The organism is Streptomyces sp. NPDC093018, assembly GCF_040684035.1.
Lineage (GTDB): Bacteria > Actinomycetota > Actinomycetes > Streptomycetales > Streptomycetaceae > Streptomyces > Streptomyces murinus.
In genome coordinates this window covers 116,893-136,060 of sequence record NZ_JBFBFF010000006.1, presented here as the reverse complement: position 1 = coordinate 136,060, position 19,168 = coordinate 116,893, and the positions used below count along the sequence as shown (strand labels likewise).

Here is a 19,168-nt window from a genome sequence, read left to right as displayed (position 1 = left end):
GTTGTCCCCCTCCCGTCTTCGCGAGCCCGCCCCCGCCCGTCTTCGCGAGCCCGCCCCCGCCCGTCTTCGTGGGCCCGCCCCCGCCCCTCCGCGCGGGCGCGCCTTCACGACTCCCCCACGTCCGGAGCACGTTCCGCGCGCTACGATCACCGCGTGACCGCCCCGGAACCCACCATCGTCGCCACCTCCGGAGGACATCGCGCCGCCGCACGCACCCGGGTGCTCTTCGACGCCCTGGTCCGGCACGCGGTCGATCTCTCCGGTGTGCACGGCAGGCGACCGCGCATCCTGTACGTCGGCACCGCGATCGGGGACGCCGAGCACGTCGCGGCGCGGATGTCGGAGGCGGCCCGGGTGGCGGGCTTCGAGCTGACACCGCTGCAACTGTTCCCCATGCCGAACGTCGAGGACGTCGAGGGCACGGTCCTGGACCACGACGTGGTCTGGGTGATGGGCGGTTCGGTCGCGAACCTGCTCGCGGTGTGGCGGGTGCACGGACTGGACGCGGTGCTGCGGCGGGCCTGGCGGGCGGGGGTGGTCCTCGCCGGGGTCAGCGCGGGTTCCATCTGCTGGTTCGAGGGCGGCGCCACGGACTCCTTCGGACCCGAACTGCGCCCGGTGACGGACGCGTTGGGGCTGCTGCCGTACGGCAACGGGGTGCACTACGACTCCGACCCGGGCCGGCGTCCGCTGATCCACCGGCTGGTCGCCGACGGCACCCTGCCCACGGCGCACTGCACCGACGACGGGGTGGGCCTGGTCTACCGGGGCACCGAACTGGTCGAGGCCGTCGCGGAGTTGCCGGACAAGGGCGCGTACGTGGTGCGCCGCGAGGACGGGCGGGCCGTGGAGGAGCGCATCACACCGCGACTGCTGCCGACTCCCGGGGTGTGACCCCCGGGTCGCTGGCCATCGCATCTCAGATCAGTCCGTGGCGCACCGCGCGCGCCACCGCGTGGGCCCGGTTGCGGGCGCCGAGCCGGGCCATGATCTCGTAGACGACGTTCTTCACGGTGTGCTCGGAGCAGTCCAGCAACTGCGCGATGCCCGCGTTGCCGTGGCCCTCCGCCATGAGCCGCAGCACGGACATCTGACGGCCCGTCAAGGAGGGCGGCCGGTCCTCGTGCGCGGCGGGGCCGCCGGGTCCGGAGCCGGTGGTCAGCAGGTGGGACAGCTCCGGGTAGGGGATGCTCAGGTGCGGTGCCCCGGCGCGGCGGACGGCCGCCGTGAGGCTCTCCTCGGTGAGGTCCGCCCTGCGCAGCACGACGGCTCCGGCGCGCAGCGCCTCCAGCAGGCCTGCGCGGCCCACCGTGTCGCACACCAGCAGCAGCGGGCCGGGCAACCGGGTCGCGCGCAGGGCCCGTTCGGCGTCGTCGGTGACGACGACGGTGACAGTCCCGGGCTGTCCGTGGCCGATCGCGCAGTCGAGACCGGCGCGGCGGGCGAGTTCCCGCACCCGGTCCGCGTGCCGTGCGGGCAGGACACGTAGGGGCAGGATCGTGGTCACTGCGCCGGGTGCGGCGGTCAGGGTGGCGGTCACAGCAGGCCCGCTCTCAGTGCGTAGGCGACCGCGTGGGCGCGGTTGCGCAGTCGGAACCGCTGGGTGATGTCGTGCACGACGGTGGTCACCGTGCGCGGCGAGTAGGCGAGTTGCTGGGCGATCTCCGCCGTCTCGTGCCCGTCGGCGACCATGCGCAGCACCGAGCGTTCGCGGTCGGAGAGCGATCCGCCCGCCCAGCCCCGCTCGGCGCCCTCGGGCCGGTCGAGGACCTGTTCGAGCAGGTCGGTGGGGACGGTGCAGTCGTCCTGTGCGGCGGCCAGCACCGCGTGGGCCAGCCGGGACGCGTCCGCCTCGCGGCGCAGCAGCAGGCCCCGGGCGCCGGCGGCGAGGGCGTGCAGGGCGTCTCCGGAGGCGAGCGCGCCGGCCACCAGGACGACGGCGGGACGCGTCAGGTGGGCTCGGGTGGTGCGCACCATGTCGAGTTCGGCCGGGCCGAGCCGGTCCACGGTGAGCACCGCGACCCGGGCGGTCCCGGGCTCGCACACGGTGAGTTCCGGGCAGGCGAGCAGGGTACTGCGGGTGCCGGCCTCCAGGACCGGGTCGAGGGCGACCACACCGACGGGTACGGGAACTCCCATCTTCTGCTCCTTGCAAGGTCGTTCGCCCGGTGGTGAGCACCGCGGGCGGCCTGTGGGGTACGACGCTCACCCTGCCGTCGCCGCCTGGGGGCGGGCATCGGTAGTCGGTCCCCACGTTTCCGGTGCGGGCCCGCCGCGGGATGGTGGGGACGGCCCCCTGAGGGCGTGCGCGAGGCCCCCTAGGGGCGACGCAGGACTCCCTGGGGCGGCAGGTCCCCCTAGGGGCGCCGCAGGTCCCCCTAGGGGCGCCGCGGGACCCCCTACGGGCGTGCGCGGAGCTCCTCAGGGCGCGCACCGGGGGCTCCAGAGGCTTGCGCGAGGCCCCTTAAGAGCCTGCGCGGCCCCCGTAAGGGCATGTCCCGGCACATGGCCGGGGGTCGTCGGCCATCTGGGGGTGCCCGTCACGACGCATGGGGGGCGCGTCTGGGTAGTCGCGGGTGCGGGTGGCGGCCGTAGGGGCATGGGGGGTGCTCCTGGGGGCCTATGGGGGACGGGCGTAGGGCTTATGGGTAGTGCGGCGCCGACCTGCGGTTTCCCCATCACCCGGGGTGCCCTCCCCCACCCCTGGGGAGAGTCCGGGGAGAATATGGGGGTCACTTCCCCATGTGGGGGCCGGCCCCCGTCTGGGACCTTCTTCTCGTGACTGAGACCGCCAGCCTCCCGACTCCCCGGAGCGCCGGCCTGCCGCTCGCCTGGTGGGCCCCGGCGCTTTCCCTCGCGGAGCGCCTCGCCGCCCCCGGCCGACCGGCCGCGCCCGCCGACCCCGACGCCCCCGTTCGCGCCCCCTGGGCCGCCGGGGACACGGACGGCTTCGCGCTGCGGCTGGCGCACCTCGGAGTGGACGGCGCCACGGCGGCGGCCCTCGCGGCGGAGCCCGCCGAGCGACTCGCCGCCCGCGCCGCCGAGCCCCGCTGGGCCCGTTACGTGGAGGCCGCCCTGGACGCCGCCCCCGAGTACCACGAGGAGCCGGCCACGGACGGTACGGGCGCCGAGGTCTTCGCCCACGTCGTACGACCGCTCGTCGCCCCGGCCGCCACGCGCCTCGCCGACCTGCTGGCGGGTACGCCCGCCACCGAACGGAACGTGTGGCAGAGCGAGTTCAACGCCTGGCTGACCTCGCAACTGGTACGGCTGGCCGCGCGTACCCTCGTACGGGAACTCGCCGGGGCGCGCCGCGCCGGACGCCTTACGGGGGCCACCTCGCGGGAGCGGTTCGCGTCCTTCGTGGCCGGCGCGGCCACCCGGCGGGGGCTCGGCGAACTGTTCGCCGCCTACCCGGTGCTGGCCCGGATGCTCGGCCAGACCGCCCTGGACGCCCTGGACGCGGCGGCCGAACTGGCCGCCCGCTTCCGGGCCGACCGGGGCGAACTGGTCGGCGCTCTCCTCGACGGCCGCGACCCGGGGGCGCTGGTCCGCGTCGAACTCGGGCTCGGCGACGCCCACCAGGGCAACCGGTCGGTGGCCATGCTGCGCTTCGCCGACGGGGCCCGCGTGGTGTACAAGCCGCGGCCGCTCGGCCAGCACGCCCTGCTGGACGAGCTGGCGGCCTGGATGGACACCAAGGTCCCCGAGCTGGCGCTGCGCACCGCGCGCACCGTGCGCCGGGAGGGCTACGGCTGGCTGGAGTTCGTCTCCCACCGCTGGTGCCGCTCGGTGTCCGAGACCGACGCCTTCTACCGCCGCCAGGGCGTGCTGCTCGCGCTGCTCTACGCGGTGGACGGCGCCGACATGCACTACGAGAATGTCATCGCCTGCGGCGACCAGCCGGTCCTGGTGGACGCCGAGACGCTGCTGCACACCGGGCTCGGGCAGGCCATGACGGCCGGCGCCGACCCGGCCGCGGACGCCCTGCACACCTCCGTGCACCGCACCTGCCTGCTGCCCCATCTGCTGATCGGCGAGCACGGCGCGCTGGACATCTCCGCGCTGGGCCGCTCCACCGACGGCACCTTCCCCAGCGAGGGCCTGCGGTGGGCGGACAGCGGCCTGGACACCATGCGCGCCGTACGGGGCCCGCTGCTCAGCCCGGCCGCGCAGAACCAGCCGCTGCCCGACGGCCGCCCGCTGGACGGCGCCGACCACCGGGCCGCGCTGCTCGACGGCTTCCGCACGGCGTACGCGGCCATCGCGGCGCACGGCGGCGAACTGACCGGCGAGGACGGCCCGTTGACGACGGCGGCGGACAGCCCGGCACGGCTGATCGCCCGTGCCACCCGGCTGTACGCGACCCTGCTGGAGGAGTCCACGCATCCGGCGCTGCTCGGTGACGCGCTCGCCCGGGACGGGGTGTTCGCCGTGCTGTGGACCGAGTCCGAGCACGACCGGGCGCGCTCGCGGCTGATCGAGCACGAGACGGCCGACCTGTGGCGCGGCGACGTCCCCCTGTTCACCCATCGGCCGTCCGGGACAGGGGTCCGGGCGGCCGACGGGACCTGGCTCGCGGACGTGCTGCCGGAGGCGAGCCTGGCCGCGGTGCGCAAGAAGATCGCGCGGATGGACGAGATCGACTGCCGCGACCAGGAGTGGATCGTCTCGGCGACGCTGGCCGCCCGGGGCGCCTGCGACCCGGCGGACCGGCCGAGGTCGGCGCTCGCCGTGGCGCCCGTACCGGCCGTGGTGCCCGACGCCTCACGGCTGCTGGCCGCGGTGTGCGGGATCGCCGACGACATCGCCGCCCGTGCGGTACGCGACGGCGGCCGTGCCAACTGGCTCGGTCTGGAACGGGTCTCGGGTCCGCACTGGGCGGTGCTGCCGATGGGCGCCGGGCTCGCGCAGGGCTACTGCGGGGTCGCGCTCTTCCTCGCCCACACCGGCGCGCTGACCGGCGCCGACCGGTACACCGCGCTGGCCCGGGAGGCGGTACGGCCGCTGCCCGCGCTGCTGACGGCCCTGGCCGCCGACCCCGAGCTGGGCGCGGCGGCGGGCCCCGGCGCCTATGACGGTCTCGGCGGCATCTGCTACGCCCTGGTCCGGCTGTCGGCGCTGCTGGGCGAGGAGTTGACGCAGGTCCTGCCGGACGCGCTGACCGCGCTCGGCCACGCGGCGGCCGGGTGTACGGACCTCGGGCTGGCCGGCGGCAGGGCCGGGGCGCTGGCCGCCGCCGTCGCCGTACACGAGGCGACCGGGACCCCGGGCGCGCTGGAGCTGGCGGACGCCCTGGCGGACCTGCTGTGCCAGGCGGGGCCCGTCGAGGACGCCGGTTTCGCGGACGGCGCCGCCGGGATCGGCTGGGCGCTGCTGCGCTACGCCGCCGCGCGGCCGGAGCGGTCCGCGGCGCACGCGAGCGCAGGACGGGCCCTGCTCGACGACGCGGCCCGGCGGGCACGGGACACGGAGACGGATCCGTCCTGGGCGCACGGGCTCGCCGGAGTGGCGGCCGCCGTCTCGGCACGCACCGGACTCCCGGCCGCCGCCCACGAGTTCTCGGCCCGGCTGCGGGACGCCGAGGTCGGGCCCGATCTCAGCCTCGGCCAAGGCGCCCTCGGCGCTCTCGAAGCCCTCACCGTCCTCGCGGAGCGGGGCGACGGCCCGGCCGCCGAAGCCCTGACCCTGCGCACCGGCCAGGCACTCGCGTTCGTCGAGGCGCAGGGCCACCGCTGCGCCACCCCCGACCACGTTCCCTCCCCCGGGCTGCTGACCGGCCTCTCCGGCATCGGCTACGGGCTGCTCCGTCTGGCCCACCCGGGCACCGTGCCCTCCGTCCTGCTCCTGGGACACCCCGGCCGGTACGGCAACTGACCACCGCGCACCTCTCCGCCTCCGCCCCCGCGCCCACCCGCGCGGGACCATCTGAAGGGGATCACCTCATGGACAAGAACTTCGCCGCCACCGCCGCCACCGCCGACGCCACGGAGATCGCCGCCGAGATCGCCGCCGACGAGCAGGACGCGGCCGGTGGCATCACCCTCAAGGGCCGCAACCGCGCCTGCGCCCGCGCCCGGGTGCTGGCTGGAATGGTCCTCACCAGCGGCCTTGTCATCACGCTGAGCACCATCGACACGTCGGTCTCCGCCCCCCGGTAGGCGACCGCCGACCGCCACAGGCGTGATGGCGCGGACCCGTCTTGCGGGTCCGCGCCGCCGTGTGCCCAAGCGGAGCGGCACGGTCCGGAGGGGGCTACCTGCCACAGGTCGCGATATTCCGATTATCATCTGCGTTCATGCGTTCCCATACGCCTTCCCTGGTCGGGCGGGGTCCCCAACTCCACCTCCTCGAACGTGCGTTGAGCGGCGCTCAACAGGGACGCGGCGGTGTGGTCTTCCTGGTCGGCGAGGCCGGCGTCGGAAAGTCGCGGCTCGCGGCCGAGGTGGTGGGCGGCGCGCTCGACACCGGTATGCGGGTGCTGCGCGGCCGCAGCAGCACCACGGGCCCGGCGGTGCCGTTCCGGCCATTGACCGAGGCGCTGATGTCGCTGTTCCGGGGCGGCGAGTCCATGGACGACCTGGCCCTTGGCCCGTACCGGCCGGTGCTCGGACGGCTGATTCCCGACTGGGACACCGGTGAGCGCGAGAGCAGTTCCATGGTCATCCTGGGCGAGGCGGTGCTGCGGCTGCTGATCGCGGCCGGGCGCGGCCAGGGCCAGCTGCTGCTCCTGGAGGATCTGCACGACGCCGACCCCGAGACGCTCGGTGTCCTCGAATACCTCGTGGACAACCTGGAGTACACGCCCGTCCTGCTGCTCGCCACCGTGCGCACGGACTTCAGCGACGCGCTGGACCTGGCCCAGTCCGCGCGCCGGCGCGGTGCCGCCACCCTGCTGGAGATCCCGCCGCTGACCCGGGGGCAGGCGGACGAGATGGTCGCGGCCCAACTGGGCGCGGCGGACCCGCAGGAGGTGCCGCAGCCGGTGCTCCAGCGGCTGTGGGAGGACAGTTCCGGCAGCCCGTACCTGGTCGAGGAGCTGCTCCAGACCATGATCGGGGCGGGCACCCTGGTCCAGGGCCAGGACGGCTGGCGGGCGGTCGGGGATCTGCGCAGCGATGTCTCCTCGACGCTGGCGCGGGACATCCTGCGCCGCATCGACCGGCTGGGCACACAGGGCCTGACCCTGCTGTCGGCGGCCGCCGTGCTGGGCCGCCGCTTCCCGCTGACCGTGCTCCAGCGGATGAGCGGCGTGGACGACCGCGCGCTGCTCAGCCATCTGCACGCAGGGGTCGCGGCCCGGCTGGTGATCCCCGACGAACCCGCCCCCGACTGGTACTCCTTCCGGCACTCGCTGACCGTGGAGGCCCTGTTCACGCAGATGACGCCGGGGCAGCGGGCCGACCTCGCGCGAAGAGGCGCGGAGGCGGTCGAGGAGCTGCATCCCGAACTCGGCGGTGACTGGTGCGCGTTGGCGGCGGGGCTGCGCAGCGAGGCCGGGGACCGGGGCGCGGCCGGGCTGCTGTTCGCGGACGCGGGCGGCCGGGCTCTCGCGGCCGGTGCGCTGGGCTCCGCGGTGACCCTGCTCAGCCGGGCCGAGAACCTGCTCGCCGAGGCCGGTGACGCACAGGGGCGGGCCGCGGTCCTGGAGAACCTGCTGCCGGCGCTCGCCGAGGCCGGTGACTTCGCGCGCGCCTTCGAACTGGCCGAGGACCTGCATCTGCTGGGCGGCTTCGGGCTCAGTCCCGTCCGGCTCGCCACGCTGCACGCCCGGCTGGCCAAGGTCGCCCACACGGCGGGGCGGTGGAGCGACGGCAACCGGCAGGTGGCCCGCGCCCGTGAGGTGCTGGCGAGCGCGCCGGACGAGATGACCGCCGCCACCGTCGATGTGACGGCCGCCTATCTGGCCCTCGACACCCCGGGCCCCGACCGCACCCAGCACGCGGAGAAGCTGGCCCGCTCGGCCGCCGACACCGCCGAACGGCACGGGCTGCCCGTGGTCGCCTGCCAGGCCCAGGAGTTGCTCGCCACCGTGGCCCGCGAACGCGACCCGGAGGAGTCCGAGGCGATGCTCGGGCAGGCCCTCGCCACGGCCGAACGCCACCGGCTCCCGCTGCAGCGGATGTACGCGGCCACCCGGCTCGGCGGCAACGCCTGGCTCGCCGAGGGCGACACCGCGGGCCTGCTGGCGGCGCGCGAGGAGGCGCTGCGGCTCGGCTCGGTCAACATCGTGCACACCGTCGACGGCATCCTCGTACTCGACGCCGTACTGCGGGGTGACCACGACACCGCGCGCGCGACCGCCGCCGAGTGCCTGCCCGTCGTACGACGGCTGCGGCTCGCGCCCGCCGTGCGGTACGTCCTGATGGCGCAGGCCGTCCTCGCGGCGCACCATGCCGACCGGGCCGGGATGGAGGCGGCGCTGGCCGCGTTCGCGCAGTGGGACGGGGCCGGTTCGCAGGAGGAGCCGCTGTGCCACGGTCTGGCCCGGGCGTTCTGCGCGCTCCTCGAGGAGGACCGCGAGCAGGCCCGGGAGGATCTGGGCACGGTGCTGGCGCTGGAGGCGGACAACCCCTCAACCTACCATCTCAGCGGCACCCACGGCATGGTGCTGCTGCTGGATGTGCTGGCCGGGCGCGCGGACCGCACCCGGCACGCGGAGATCACCGCCACCGCGATGGCCCGGATGCGCTGGAACCGGCACTTCGTGCTGCTCACGGAGGCCGTGCTGCTGGGCCGGGAGGGCGCGGAGGCCGGGGCGGTGCGCGCGGTCGAGGCGGCGCAGGCGGTGGCGGAGCCGTATCCGCTGGCCCGGCATCTCGGGCTGCGGCTGATCGCGGACGCGGCGCACCAGGACGGCTGGGGCGATCCGGTCAGCTGGCTGCGGCAGGCGGAGCACTACTTCCACGAGCGGGACATCCCGGCCGTCGCGGGCGCCTGCCGGGCGGGGCTGCGCCGGCTCGGTGCGCCCGTGCGCCAGCACCGCACCGGGAGCAGCGGCATCCCGGACCGGTTGCGCGCCCAGGGCATAACGGTCCGGGAGTTCGAGGTGTTCCGGCTGCTCGCGGAGCGGCTGTCCAACAAGGACATCGCCGACCGGCTGTTCATCTCCCCGCGTACGGCGGAGAAGCACATCGCCAGCCTGATCACGAAGACGGGGGCGGCCAACCGCGCTGATCTGTGCGCGCGTTCGGCCGCCCTGCGCGATTCCTAGGGCCTTGTGCGAAAGGGCCCTAACGCATCTCGCGCACCGCCCGGGAGCCGAGCACCGCGAGCCCCGTGAGGGCGAGCACCGCGGCGACCACCGCGAACAGGGCGAATGTGCTGGTCCGGGCCAGCGCGCCGCACACGATGAGGGAGAGCGGGGCGGCTGCGTAGCCGAGCACCATGTCGACGGAGATGACCCGGCTGAGCACCTCCTGGGGGATGTTGCGCTGGATCCAGCTCAGTCCGAACACCCCCTGGAAGCCGATGGCGAAGCCCATGGCCAGTACGGTCGCGACGACCGCCGGGGTGCTGTGCACCAGGCCCAGGACCGCCATCCCGGCGCCCAGCCAGCCGGCCAGCGCGGCCACCAGCAGTCCGACCCGAGGCCGGCCGCCCAGCGCGCCGCCCGCCAGCGTGCCGAGCATCGCACCTCCGGCGAGGGACCCGTTGAGCACGCCCAGGGTGGCCGAGCCGCCGCGCAGCACCTGTTCGGCGAGGGTCGCGAAACCGACCGTGAAGGGCCCGGCGTAACAGAAGTTGACGGCGGTGTCGAGGACGACGACCGTGCGCAGCCGCGGATCGCGGAGGGTGAAGACGACGCCCTCGCGGATACGGGCGCCGAGGGACGGGGGACGCTCAACGCCCTTGTCTTCCTGGGCCTTTGACTCCTCCTTCGGTGTGGCGGCCCGGCGCGGCCGGGTGGCGATCAGGGACACGCACCAGCCGCACAGCGCGAAGCAGACGGCGTCGACCACGAAGGCGACCGGCGCCCGGGTCAGCGCGATGACCACACCGCCGACCGCGGGGCCGACGACGGCCGCGGTGCGCGAACCGGCGCCGAGCAGCGCGTTGGCCGGGGTGAGCAGGTCCTTGTCCACCACCGAGGGCAGGATCGACACCCGGGCCGGCTGGAAGAAGGCGTCCACCGTGCCGAACGCGGCGGCCGCCGCGCACAGCATCCAGACCGTCAGATGCCCGGTCAGCCCGGCCAGTCCGACCCCGGCCATCAGGGCGGCGCGGGTCCAGCTGGAGGCGATCATCAGGGTGCGGGTGGACCAGGAGTCGCTGAGGCTGCCGCCGACCAGGGTGAGCAGGGCGCGGGGTACGGCCTGGAAGGCGAGGACGTAGCCGAGGGTGAGGGTGGAGCCGGTCAGACCGAGGGTGATCCAGGAGAACGCGACGACGCTGAAGCCGTCACCGAGCAGGGACAACGACTGTCCCAGCCACAGGAGTTGGAAGGGCCGCTGGCGGGCGGGTGCCCACAGCCGGGGACCGGCGCCGGCGAGGGTGGTGGCCATGGTGTGCCTTTCGGGGGTGCGGACGCTCGCGGCGGTCAGGTCAGTAGCGGACGGGCAGCGCGGTGAGGCTGCGGTTGAGGAGGGACGGCTGCCAGGTGAGCCCGCCGGGGTCGGTCAGGGTCAGGCCCGGGTGGTCGCTGACCAGCGTCCGCACGGCGGCGACGGCGACCAGCCGGGCCAGCGCGGCGCCGATGCAGAAGTGGGCGCCGAAGCCGAAGCCGAGGTGGGTGGCGCCGGTGCGCCGGACGTCGAACCGGCCGGGGTCGGGGAAGCGTGCCGGGTCCCGGTTGGCGGCGGCGGTCACCAGGAAGATCCGGTCGCCCGCCCGGAGGGTGTGGCCGTCCAGCTCCAGATCGGAGACGGCGGCGCGGATCGACATCTTGGACGGGCCGTCCAGGCGCAGCGCCTCCTCCACGGCGCCCTGCGCCAGCTCGGGATCCTCGCGTACGGCGGCGAGTTCGCCGGGCCGGGTGTGCAGGGCGAGGACGGTGTTCGCGATGAGGTTGCTGGTGGTCTCCCCGCCGGCGAACGCCATCTGGGTGAGCATCCCGACGAACTCCTCCTCGGTGACCGACTCCCCCACCCGGCCCTCCTTCAGGACCTGGCTGATCAGGTCGTCGGCGGGTTCGGCGCGGCGCCGGGCGACCAGTCCGGCGAGGTAGTCCTCCAGGCTCACCAGCGCCTGGAGGGAGGCCCGGTACTCGCTCTCCTCCTGGGCGGTGCCGAGCACGAGGTCGGCGACTCGGGCGTTCCAGTACCAGAAGGCGGCGGCGTCGGTGCGGGGGATGCCGAGCCAGCGGGCGAACACCAGCGCGGGCAGCGGCTTGGCCACGTCGGCCATCAGGTCGCCGGTGCGGCCCGGGACGGCCTTGCGGGCGAGGACGGCCCGGGTGGCCTTCTCGGTGAAGGTCCGGTAGCGGGCCACCGCCCGTGCGGCGAACGCCTCCTGGAAGACCTGGCGCAGCCTGCGGTGCTGCGGCGGATCGTTGAACACCATCCAGCGGGACAGGATTCCGAACGCCCGCTCGGCGTCCTCGCGGGCGCCCTGCGGTACGGCGTCCATCAGGGGCCGTACCCGGTCGGCCGTGACGGCCGGGTCGCGCAGGCAGCGCATCACCTGGTCGTAGCCGGTGACCAGCCAGGCGTGGTGCATCGGGCTCCAGTGCACGGGGGCGTGCGCGCGCAGGGCGTCGAGGTGGCCGTAGGGGTCGGCGATCATGTCAGGGGACAGCAGGTAGCGCTCGGTGAACGCCGTCGCGGGGGCGGTCGCCGTACCCGTAGGGGTGGCAGTACCCGTAGGGGCCGCCGTACTCATCGGGGTCGCCGTCGTCATCGGTTCTCCCCCTCCTTGATCGCGACGAGGATCTCGGCGATGCCGGACACCCTCGGCTCGGCCATCATCGACATGTGGTCGCCCTCGCTGATGTGCACGGTGAGGCCGCCGCCTGCCAGGTCGCGCCAGCGGGCGAGATAGGTGTCGTAGTCGACGTCCAGGCCCGGCATGGTGCGGCCGCGCGGCAGTCCCGCGGCCTCGCTGCCGACCACCAGGTGGATATGGCCGGGGTAGGGGCGGACCTCGTAGCCGGCGAGGGCGGCGAGCAGCGAGTGCCACACCTCGATGGGCGCGTTCTCGACCAGGGCCGCTTCGGCGGGGCTCATACCGGCGCCCAGCAGGGTGGCGGTGAGTTCGGCGGTGGCCCGGTCGCGCTCCGGGGACGGCGGCAGCTGCCGGATCAGGTCGCGCTGGCGCCAGGCGGTGCGCAGGTCGTCGGTCACGCCGTTCAGCCGGGCGCGGGCGGCGGGGTTGGGCAGGTACGGCTCGATCAGGACGAGCGGGGCCACCGGCTGCCCGGCGCGGTCGAGCTGGGTGGCCATCTCCAGGGCGATGTTGGCGCCCATGGACCAGCCGAGGAGGGCGTGCGGGGCCCGCTCGCCGGTGGTGTCCGAGGTGGCGTCCGCGGTCCGGTCGGTGATCTCGGCGACGTAGTTGGCGGCGATCCCGGTGACGGTGCTCGGGTCCACCCCGCCGAGCAGTCCGCGCGCCTGGAAGGCGTGCACGGGCCGCCCGGGCGGCAGGGCGCGGGCGAGCGGTACGAACCAGGCGGCGCTGCCGCCGGTGGGGTGCACGCACCACAGCGGCTCCCCGGTGCCCTCGCGCAGCCGTACCTCGGAGGTGACGGCGGCGGGCAGGCCCGTTCCGGCCGCGCGGGTGGCGTGCTCGGCGAGCTGGGCGATGGTGGGGTGCTCGATCAGGTCGCCGACGGAGACGGTCAGGCCGCGGCCGGCGGACATCAGGGAGACCCGGACGGTGGACAGGGAGCTGCCGCCGATGCGGAAGAAGTCGTCGTGGACGCCGATCCGGGCGAGGCCGAGGACCTCGCGCCAGATCTCGGCGAGGACCTTCTCGGCCGGGGTGGCCGGGGCGACGAACTCGGTGTCGTGCTGGTCGAGTTCGGCGGGCGGCAGCGGCAGCGCCCGCTTGTCGGTCTTGCCGCTGCGGTTGACGGGCAGTTCGTCGAGGAGCACGAACCGGGCGGGAATCATGTACGCGGCCAGCGAGGCGCGCAGGGCGCGGCGCAGTTCCTCGGGCGTGGGGGCGGCGGGGCCCTGCGGGACGAGGTAGGCGACGAGGGCCGGTTCGCCGCCGGGCAGGTCGGTGCGGTGCAGTACGACGGCCTGGCGGATCTCGGGCAGGGCCCGCAGCGCGTGCTCGATCTCGCCGAGTTCGATGCGGAAGCCGCGCAGCTTGACCTGTGAGTCGCGGCGGCCGAGCCATTCCACGGAGCCGTCGGGCCGGTGGGTGCCGAGATCGCCGGTGCGGCACAGCCGTTCGCCGGGGAGCCCGTAGGGGTCGGGTACGTAGGTGGCGGCGGTGAGTCCGGGGCGGCCGAGGTAGCCGCGGCCCACGGCCTGTCCGCCGAGGTAGATCTCGCCGGGGACACCGGCCGGGACGGGCTGGAGGTCGTCGTCCAGGACATGGACGCGGGTGTTGCGGATCGGGGTGCCGATGGGCGGCCGGCCCTGGCCGGGGCTCAGTTCGGCGGCGACGGACCATACGGAGGTCTCGGTGAGGCCGTAGACGTTGTGAAAGCGGCGGCCGCGCGACCAGGTGTCGGCGAGTTCGGCCGGGCAGGACTCGCCGGCGACCTGGAGGACCCGCAGTTCGGGGAAGTCGTCCTCGCCGAGCACCGCGAGGGCGCTGGGCGGCAGCATGGCGCAGGTGACGCGGGCGGTGCGCAGGGTGCGGGCGAGGTCGGGGCCGGGGCGCAGGTCCTCCTTGGGCGCGGTGACCAGGCGGCCGCCGTTGGCGAGGGACCAGGTGAGTTCCAGGATCGAGGCGTCGAACCCGAAGGAGGCGAACTGGAGCACCCGGTCCCCGGGGGTGGGGCGTACCAGGTCGCGCTGGCCTTCGAGCATGTTGGACAGTCCGCGGTGCGGCAGGGCGACGCCCTTGGGGGTGCCGGTGGAGCCGGAGGTGTAGATGATGTAGGCGAGGGTGTCGGCGTCGGGCTCCCGGCCGGGGACGGGCTCGATGTGCTCGGCGGGGGCGTCCAGGTGGAGGACGGGGCCGTCGAAGGGGACCGTGCCGTCGAGGGCGCGCTGGGTCAGCAGGACCCGCATGCCGCTGTCGTCGGCCATGAACTTCAGGCGCTCGGTGGGGTGCTGGGGGTCGAGCGGCAGGAAGGCACCGCCGGAGCGCAGCACCCCGACGGCGGCGCGCACCAGGTCGGGGCCGCGTTCGACGCAGATCCCGACGACCGTCTCCGGGCCGACGCCCAGGTTCCGCAGCCGCCGGGCCACCTGCTCGGCCTGTTCCTGGAGTTCGCCGTACGACAGCTTGCGTCCGCGGTGCTCGACGGCGACCGCGTCCGGGGTGCGGGCGGCGTGCCCGGCGATGTGCTCGTGGAGCATCAGCGGCGAGGACGGGATCTCGGGTCCGCGCGCCCAGACGTCGAGGGCGGTGGCGCGGGCCGCGCCGGTGAGCGCGGGCCGGGTGACCCGGGCGTCGGGCCCGGCGACCATGGCCTCCAGCTGGGCGCAGTACACGTCGGCCAGTTGCTCGGCCGTGGCGGGGGCGACGAACTCCGGGTCCACGTCGAGGGTGAAGGCGTTGACGCTGGCGTTGACCAGCAGCGGGAACATGGTCCGGGCGATCTCCAGGGAGTCGTCCCAGGAGTCGTGCGAGAGCCGATGGAAGTTGACGTAGTTGAAGACGGTGTCCGTCAGGCTGGGTTCGGTGGGCCGCAGTTGGGCGATGCGGACGAGGGGCACCCTGCGGTGCGGCAGCATCTCCTGCTCGGCCGTGAACACGTCCCGCAGATACGCGCGCCAGCTGCCGCGCGGGCGGGTGACGCCGAACGGCACGGTGTTCAGGAACAGTCCGCGCATCCGGTCGGCGCCGGGCACCTCGGGCCGTCCGTTGGTGACCAGGCCGATGCTGTGCCCGAGGGCGCTCTCGTCGCGGTCGGCGAACAGGCTCATGGTGTGGTGGAAGGCGGTGAGCAGCACGGTACGGCGCGGCACCCCGGCGTCCTTCGCCAACTTCCCGATGCGCTCGGCGAGATGGGCGTAGGAGCGCCGGACCTCGTGCACCGGCGGCCGGTCGGCGCCCGCGTCGCCCTGCGCGCGGCGGCGGAAGGCCACCGGGCGCAGGTCGGCGAGACTGTCGCGCCAGTACGTCAGGGACTCCTCGCTGTCGAGGGCGGCCCGCTCCAGGGCCACGTACTCGGCGAAGGCGGGGGCCTGTGGCGGCCGGGGCGTGGCGCCGTGGGCGACGGCCTCGCGGTGCAGGGCGAGCAGGTCGGCGACGAGCGAGGTGAGGCTCCAGCCGTCCAGCACCACATGGCAGTCGGTGAGCACGAGCCGCAGATCGTGGTCGGTGATGTGGTGCAGATGGATGCGGACCAGGGGTGCGGCCGCCAGGTCGAAGCGCTTCTCGAACTCCTCGTCCACGAACTCCCGCAGCCGGGCGCGCTGTTCGTCGCGGGGCAGGCCGCGCAGATCGGTGTAGCCGACCCGCAGCCGGGCGGCGCGGTGCACGAGCTGGAGGGGTTCGCGGTAGCTGACGAGGTCGACGGAGCTGCGCAGGATGGGGTGTCCGGCGACCACGGCGTCCACGGCCGCCTGGAACGCGTGGCGGTCGAAGCCCTCGGGGGTGCTGATCTTCAGATCGGTGACGTTGTGGTAGGCGCCGCGCCGGGGGTCGGCGAGCATCTCGTGCAGCATGCCGGCCTGGAGCATGGTCAGCGGGTAGGCGTCTTCCAGCCCGTCGGGGAGGCGGCTCGCGTCGGCGGGGTCGAGCTGGGAGAACGGGGCGACGGGGGCGGGCGCGTCGGCGGCTTCGGTGACGAGGGCGGCGAGGTCGGCGAGGGTGCGGGTGCGGAAGACGTCGGCGACGGAGAAGCCGAGTCCGGCGAGCCGGCCGAGACCGACCAGGCGCAGCGCCAGGATCGAGTCGCCGCCCAGGTCGAAGAAGTTGTCGCCGCGGCCCACGTGTTCGGCGCCGAGCACCTGACTCCACACCCCGGCCAGCGCCTGCTCCAGCGGGCCCTCGGGCGGCACATGGGTGCCGGGTCCGGCCGCGGCGGGGGCGACGGCGGTGAGTGCGGCGCGGTCCACCTTGCCGTTGGCGGTCAGCGGCAGCCGCTCGTGCCGGACGAACAGCGCGGGCACCATGTAGTCGGGCAGGGTCAGTCGCAGTCCCTCGCGCAGCGCGGGCGCGTCGAGCGGGCGGGCCTCCGGGGTGACGATGTGGGCGACGAGGCGGGCCGTGTCGCCGTCCCGGCGGGCGATCACCGCGACATCGGCGACGCCGGGCAGGGCGCGCAGCGCGGTCTCGATCTCGCCGCATTCGATGCGGTAGCCGCGGATCTTCACCTGGTGGTCGGCGCGGCCGAGGTACGCCAACTCGCCGTCGGGCAGCACCCGTACGAGGTCGCCGGTGCGGTACATCCGGGCGCCGGGCGCTCCGAAGGGATCGTCCAGGAAGCGTTCGGCGGTCAGTTCGGGCCGGTTGCGGTAGCCGCGGGCCACGCCGCCGCCGGAGACGTACAGTTCGCCGACGCTGCCGGGCGGCACGAGCCGGCCCCCGGGGTCGAGGACGTAACCGTGCTGCCCGGTGAGCGGACGCCCGATGGGGGAACGGACGGTGCCGTGCACGTCGTTCTCGGTGATGGCGCGGAAGGTGACGTGCACCGTGGTCTCGGTGATGCCGTACATGTTCACCAGGGCGGGCTTCCCGCCCGGGGCGGTGAACCAGTCGCCGTAGTCGCGGACATCGAAGGCGTCGCCGCCGAACACCACGGTGCGCAGCGGGAGTTCGGCGAAGCCGCTCCCGGTGCTCTCCAGATGGGCGCGCAGGCCCTTGAAGGCGGCCGGGGTCTGGTTGAGGACGGTGACGCCCTGCTCGCGCAGCACCCGGTGCACGGCGGCCGGGTCGCGGACCTCGTCGGCGCCGAGCACGACCACGCGTCCGCCGCTGGTCAGCGGCGCCCACAGCTCCCAGACCGAGAAGTCGAAGGCGGGCGAGTGCATCAGCGTCCACACGTCGTCCGGGCCGAAGTCGAAGTGCCGGTCGGCGGCGGCCAGCAGCCAGGCCAGGTTGCCGTGGGTGACCTCGACGCCCTTGGGGCGGCCGGTGGAGCCGGAGGTGTAGATGACGTACGCGAGGTCGCCGGGCGCGGGCCGGATGTCGGGGGTGTCCGCCTCGGCGCCGCCGTCCTCGTCCAACGCCATCAGCCGGACCGGCAGTTGCTCCACGGCGCCGCGGGTCGCGCCGTCGGTGACGATCCACTCGATGCCGGAGTCGGCGACGGTGAACTCGCGGCGGGCCTTCGGGTGGGAGGGGTCGAGCGGGAGGTAGGCGGCTCCGGCGCGCCAGACGGCGAGCAGGGCGACGGCCAGGTCGGGGGTGCGGTCGAGGCAGACGCCGACCAGGGAGCCCGGGGTGACCCCGGCGGCGCGCAGTCGGCGGGCCAAGTGCGAGGCCCGGGCGTTGAGTTGGGCGTATGTGAGGGAGGTGCGGGTGGCGCTTACCGCGCTCGCCTCCGGTGCCCGGGCGATGTGCTCGGCGAGCCGGTCGGGGGCGGTGCGCGGGGCGGTCCGGGGCTCGTTGCCGGCGTTCGCGGGGCCGCTCGGGCCGAGCAGGTGGGCGCGTTCGGCGGGAGTCAGCGGGTCGATGCCGCTGAGCGGGGTGTCGGGGGTGGCGCAGAACGCCTCCAGCAGGTTCACGGTGTGCCGGGCGAGCGCCGCCACGGTCGCCGCTTCGTACAGGTCGGGCCGGTAGACGAACGCCAGCTCGGTGCGGCCGTCGCCGTCGCGCAGATCGAGGGTGAGGTCGAACTTGGCGGTGGTGAGGTCGATCCGGAACGGCGTCCCGGTGGCTTGGCCGAGGTCGAACGCGGAGCCGCTGATGTCGGTGTGCGTGTACAGGACCTGCACCAGCGGGTTGCGGGCGAGATCGCGCTCGGGGCTCAGCGCCTCCACGACCCGCTCGAAGGGCAGCGACTGGTGCGAGAACGCCTCCAGGACCCGCTCCCGGGTACGGGCGAGCAGCGCGGCCGGCGTCGGGTCGTCGGCGAAGTCGCCGCGCAGTACCAGGGTGTTGACGAAGAACCCGACGAGCTGCTCGGTCTCGGCCCGCTCCCGGTTGGCCACCACGGTGCCGACGGCGATGTCCTGCTGCCCGCTGTGGAAGGCCAGCGCGGCCTGGAAGGCGGCGAGCACCGTCATGTACGACGTCGTGCCCGCGCGTCGGCCGAGTTCGGCGAGGCCGCCGGTCAGCGCGGGCGGCAGGGTCAGGACGTGGGCCTCGCCGCGGCCGCCCGGGGCGTCGGGGCGGGGGTGGTCGGTGGGCAGCTCCAGCGGGGTGAGGCCGGCCAGCCGGGCGCGCCAGTGGTCGAGGGCCGCGGACTGGTCGCCGCCGCGCTGCCAGATCGCGTAGTCCGTGTAGTCCAGGGGCAGTTCGGGCAGCTCGGCGCGACGCTGCCCGGTCCTGGCCAGGTACAGCTCGGTCAGGTCGCGGACGATCAGGCCGAGGGACCAGCCGTCGGAGACGATGTGGTGCATGCCGAGGACCAGGACATGGTCGTCGGCGGCGGCGCGGACGAGGGTGGCGCGGAAGGCGGGCTCCCGGCCGAGGTCGAAGGGGCGCAGCGCGGCGGCGTGCACGGTGGCGGCCAGCCGTCCCTCCTGGTCCGCGCCTGCCGGTCCGGTGGCGTCCACCAGGTCGAGGCAGCCGGGGTCGGGCGGCAGGATCCGCTGGTAGGGCAGGCCCTCGTGCTCGGGGAAGACCGCCCGCAGCTGCTCGTGCCGGGCCGTGAGGTCGCTGACGGCGGCGCGCAGCGCGGGCACGTCCAGGGGGCCGGTGAACCGCCAGGCGGCGGGCAGCAGATAGGTGGCGGCGCCGGGGTCGAGGCGGTCCAGGAAGTACAGGCGCTGCTGGGCGGGCGACAGCGGGATGCGGTCGGGGCGCGGGCTGATGCGGACCGGGCCGTCGTCGCGGGCGCCGGTCAGTCCGCGCAGCCGCTGCTCCAGCAGGCGCCGGGCGGCCGGGGACAGCGTGGCGGACGGGGCGGCGGGTCCTGGGCGCACGTCGGATGTGGTCATGAGGGCACTCCGATCTGAACTCTTGGGAAGGAAGCGGGTGTCGGGGCGGGAGGCCC

General features: G+C 74.8%; 9 protein-coding genes. 4 read left to right on the top strand and 5 right to left on the bottom strand.

The features are described from left to right. The first annotated feature begins 153 nt into the window (after nt 1-153). On the top strand, nt 154-894 hold the full coding sequence (locus AB0N90_RS16485; RefSeq protein ID WP_365196965.1) for a peptidase E: 741 nt from the start codon (nt 154-156) through the stop codon (nt 892-894). Between the two features lie 25 nt (nt 895-919). Here AB0N90_RS16485 and AB0N90_RS16480 read toward each other — a convergent pair whose 3' ends face one another. Both AB0N90_RS16480 and AB0N90_RS16475 read right to left on the bottom strand, forming a co-directional pair. After that, complete coding sequence (locus tag AB0N90_RS16480; RefSeq protein ID WP_361673184.1) at nt 920-1,540, bottom strand: LuxR C-terminal-related transcriptional regulator; 621 nt, start codon at nt 1,538-1,540, stop codon at nt 920-922. Further along, nucleotides 1,537-2,139, bottom strand: coding sequence for a response regulator transcription factor (locus tag AB0N90_RS16475; protein WP_232984977.1), 603 nt, complete (start codon nt 2,137-2,139; stop codon nt 1,537-1,539). Before AB0N90_RS16475 ends, AB0N90_RS16480 begins: the two co-directional genes overlap by 4 nt. Nucleotides 2,140-2,778: 639 nt before the next feature. Here AB0N90_RS16475 and AB0N90_RS16470 point away from each other — a divergent pair. From AB0N90_RS16470 to AB0N90_RS16460, 3 genes are all read left to right on the top strand, one after another. After that, nucleotides 2,779-5,877, top strand: coding sequence for a type 2 lanthipeptide synthetase LanM family protein (locus AB0N90_RS16470; protein ID WP_365196962.1), 3,099 nt, complete (start codon nt 2,779-2,781; stop codon nt 5,875-5,877). Nucleotides 5,878-5,945: 68 nt separating this feature from the next. Further along, nucleotides 5,946-6,161 (top strand): hypothetical protein, encoded by a 216-nt coding sequence (locus AB0N90_RS16465; RefSeq protein ID WP_037657029.1) that lies wholly within the window; start codon nt 5,946-5,948, stop codon nt 6,159-6,161. A gap of 137 nt (nt 6,162-6,298) precedes the next feature. After that, on the top strand, nt 6,299-9,214 hold the full coding sequence (locus AB0N90_RS16460; protein WP_365196959.1) for an AAA family ATPase: 2,916 nt from the start codon (nt 6,299-6,301) through the stop codon (nt 9,212-9,214). A 19-nt stretch (nt 9,215-9,233) separates the two neighbouring features. Here the strand turns inward: AB0N90_RS16460 and AB0N90_RS16455 are convergent, their stop codons facing one another. From AB0N90_RS16455 to AB0N90_RS16445, 3 genes are read right to left on the bottom strand one after another with little or no spacing between them, the layout of a single operon-like run. Continuing rightward, nucleotides 9,234-10,505: an MFS transporter gene (locus AB0N90_RS16455; protein WP_365196956.1), complete on the bottom strand. Its 1,272-nt coding sequence runs from the start codon at nt 10,503-10,505 to the stop codon at nt 9,234-9,236. Between the two features lie 40 nt (nt 10,506-10,545). Then, nucleotides 10,546-11,838: a cytochrome P450 gene (locus AB0N90_RS16450; RefSeq protein ID WP_365196953.1), complete on the bottom strand. Its 1,293-nt coding sequence runs from the start codon at nt 11,836-11,838 to the stop codon at nt 10,546-10,548. Then, nucleotides 11,835-19,112, bottom strand: coding sequence for an amino acid adenylation domain-containing protein (locus AB0N90_RS16445; protein ID WP_365196950.1), 7,278 nt, complete (start codon nt 19,110-19,112; stop codon nt 11,835-11,837). The genes AB0N90_RS16450 and AB0N90_RS16445 overlap by 4 nt, the downstream gene beginning before the upstream one ends. Nucleotides 19,113-19,168 lie beyond the last annotated feature (56 nt).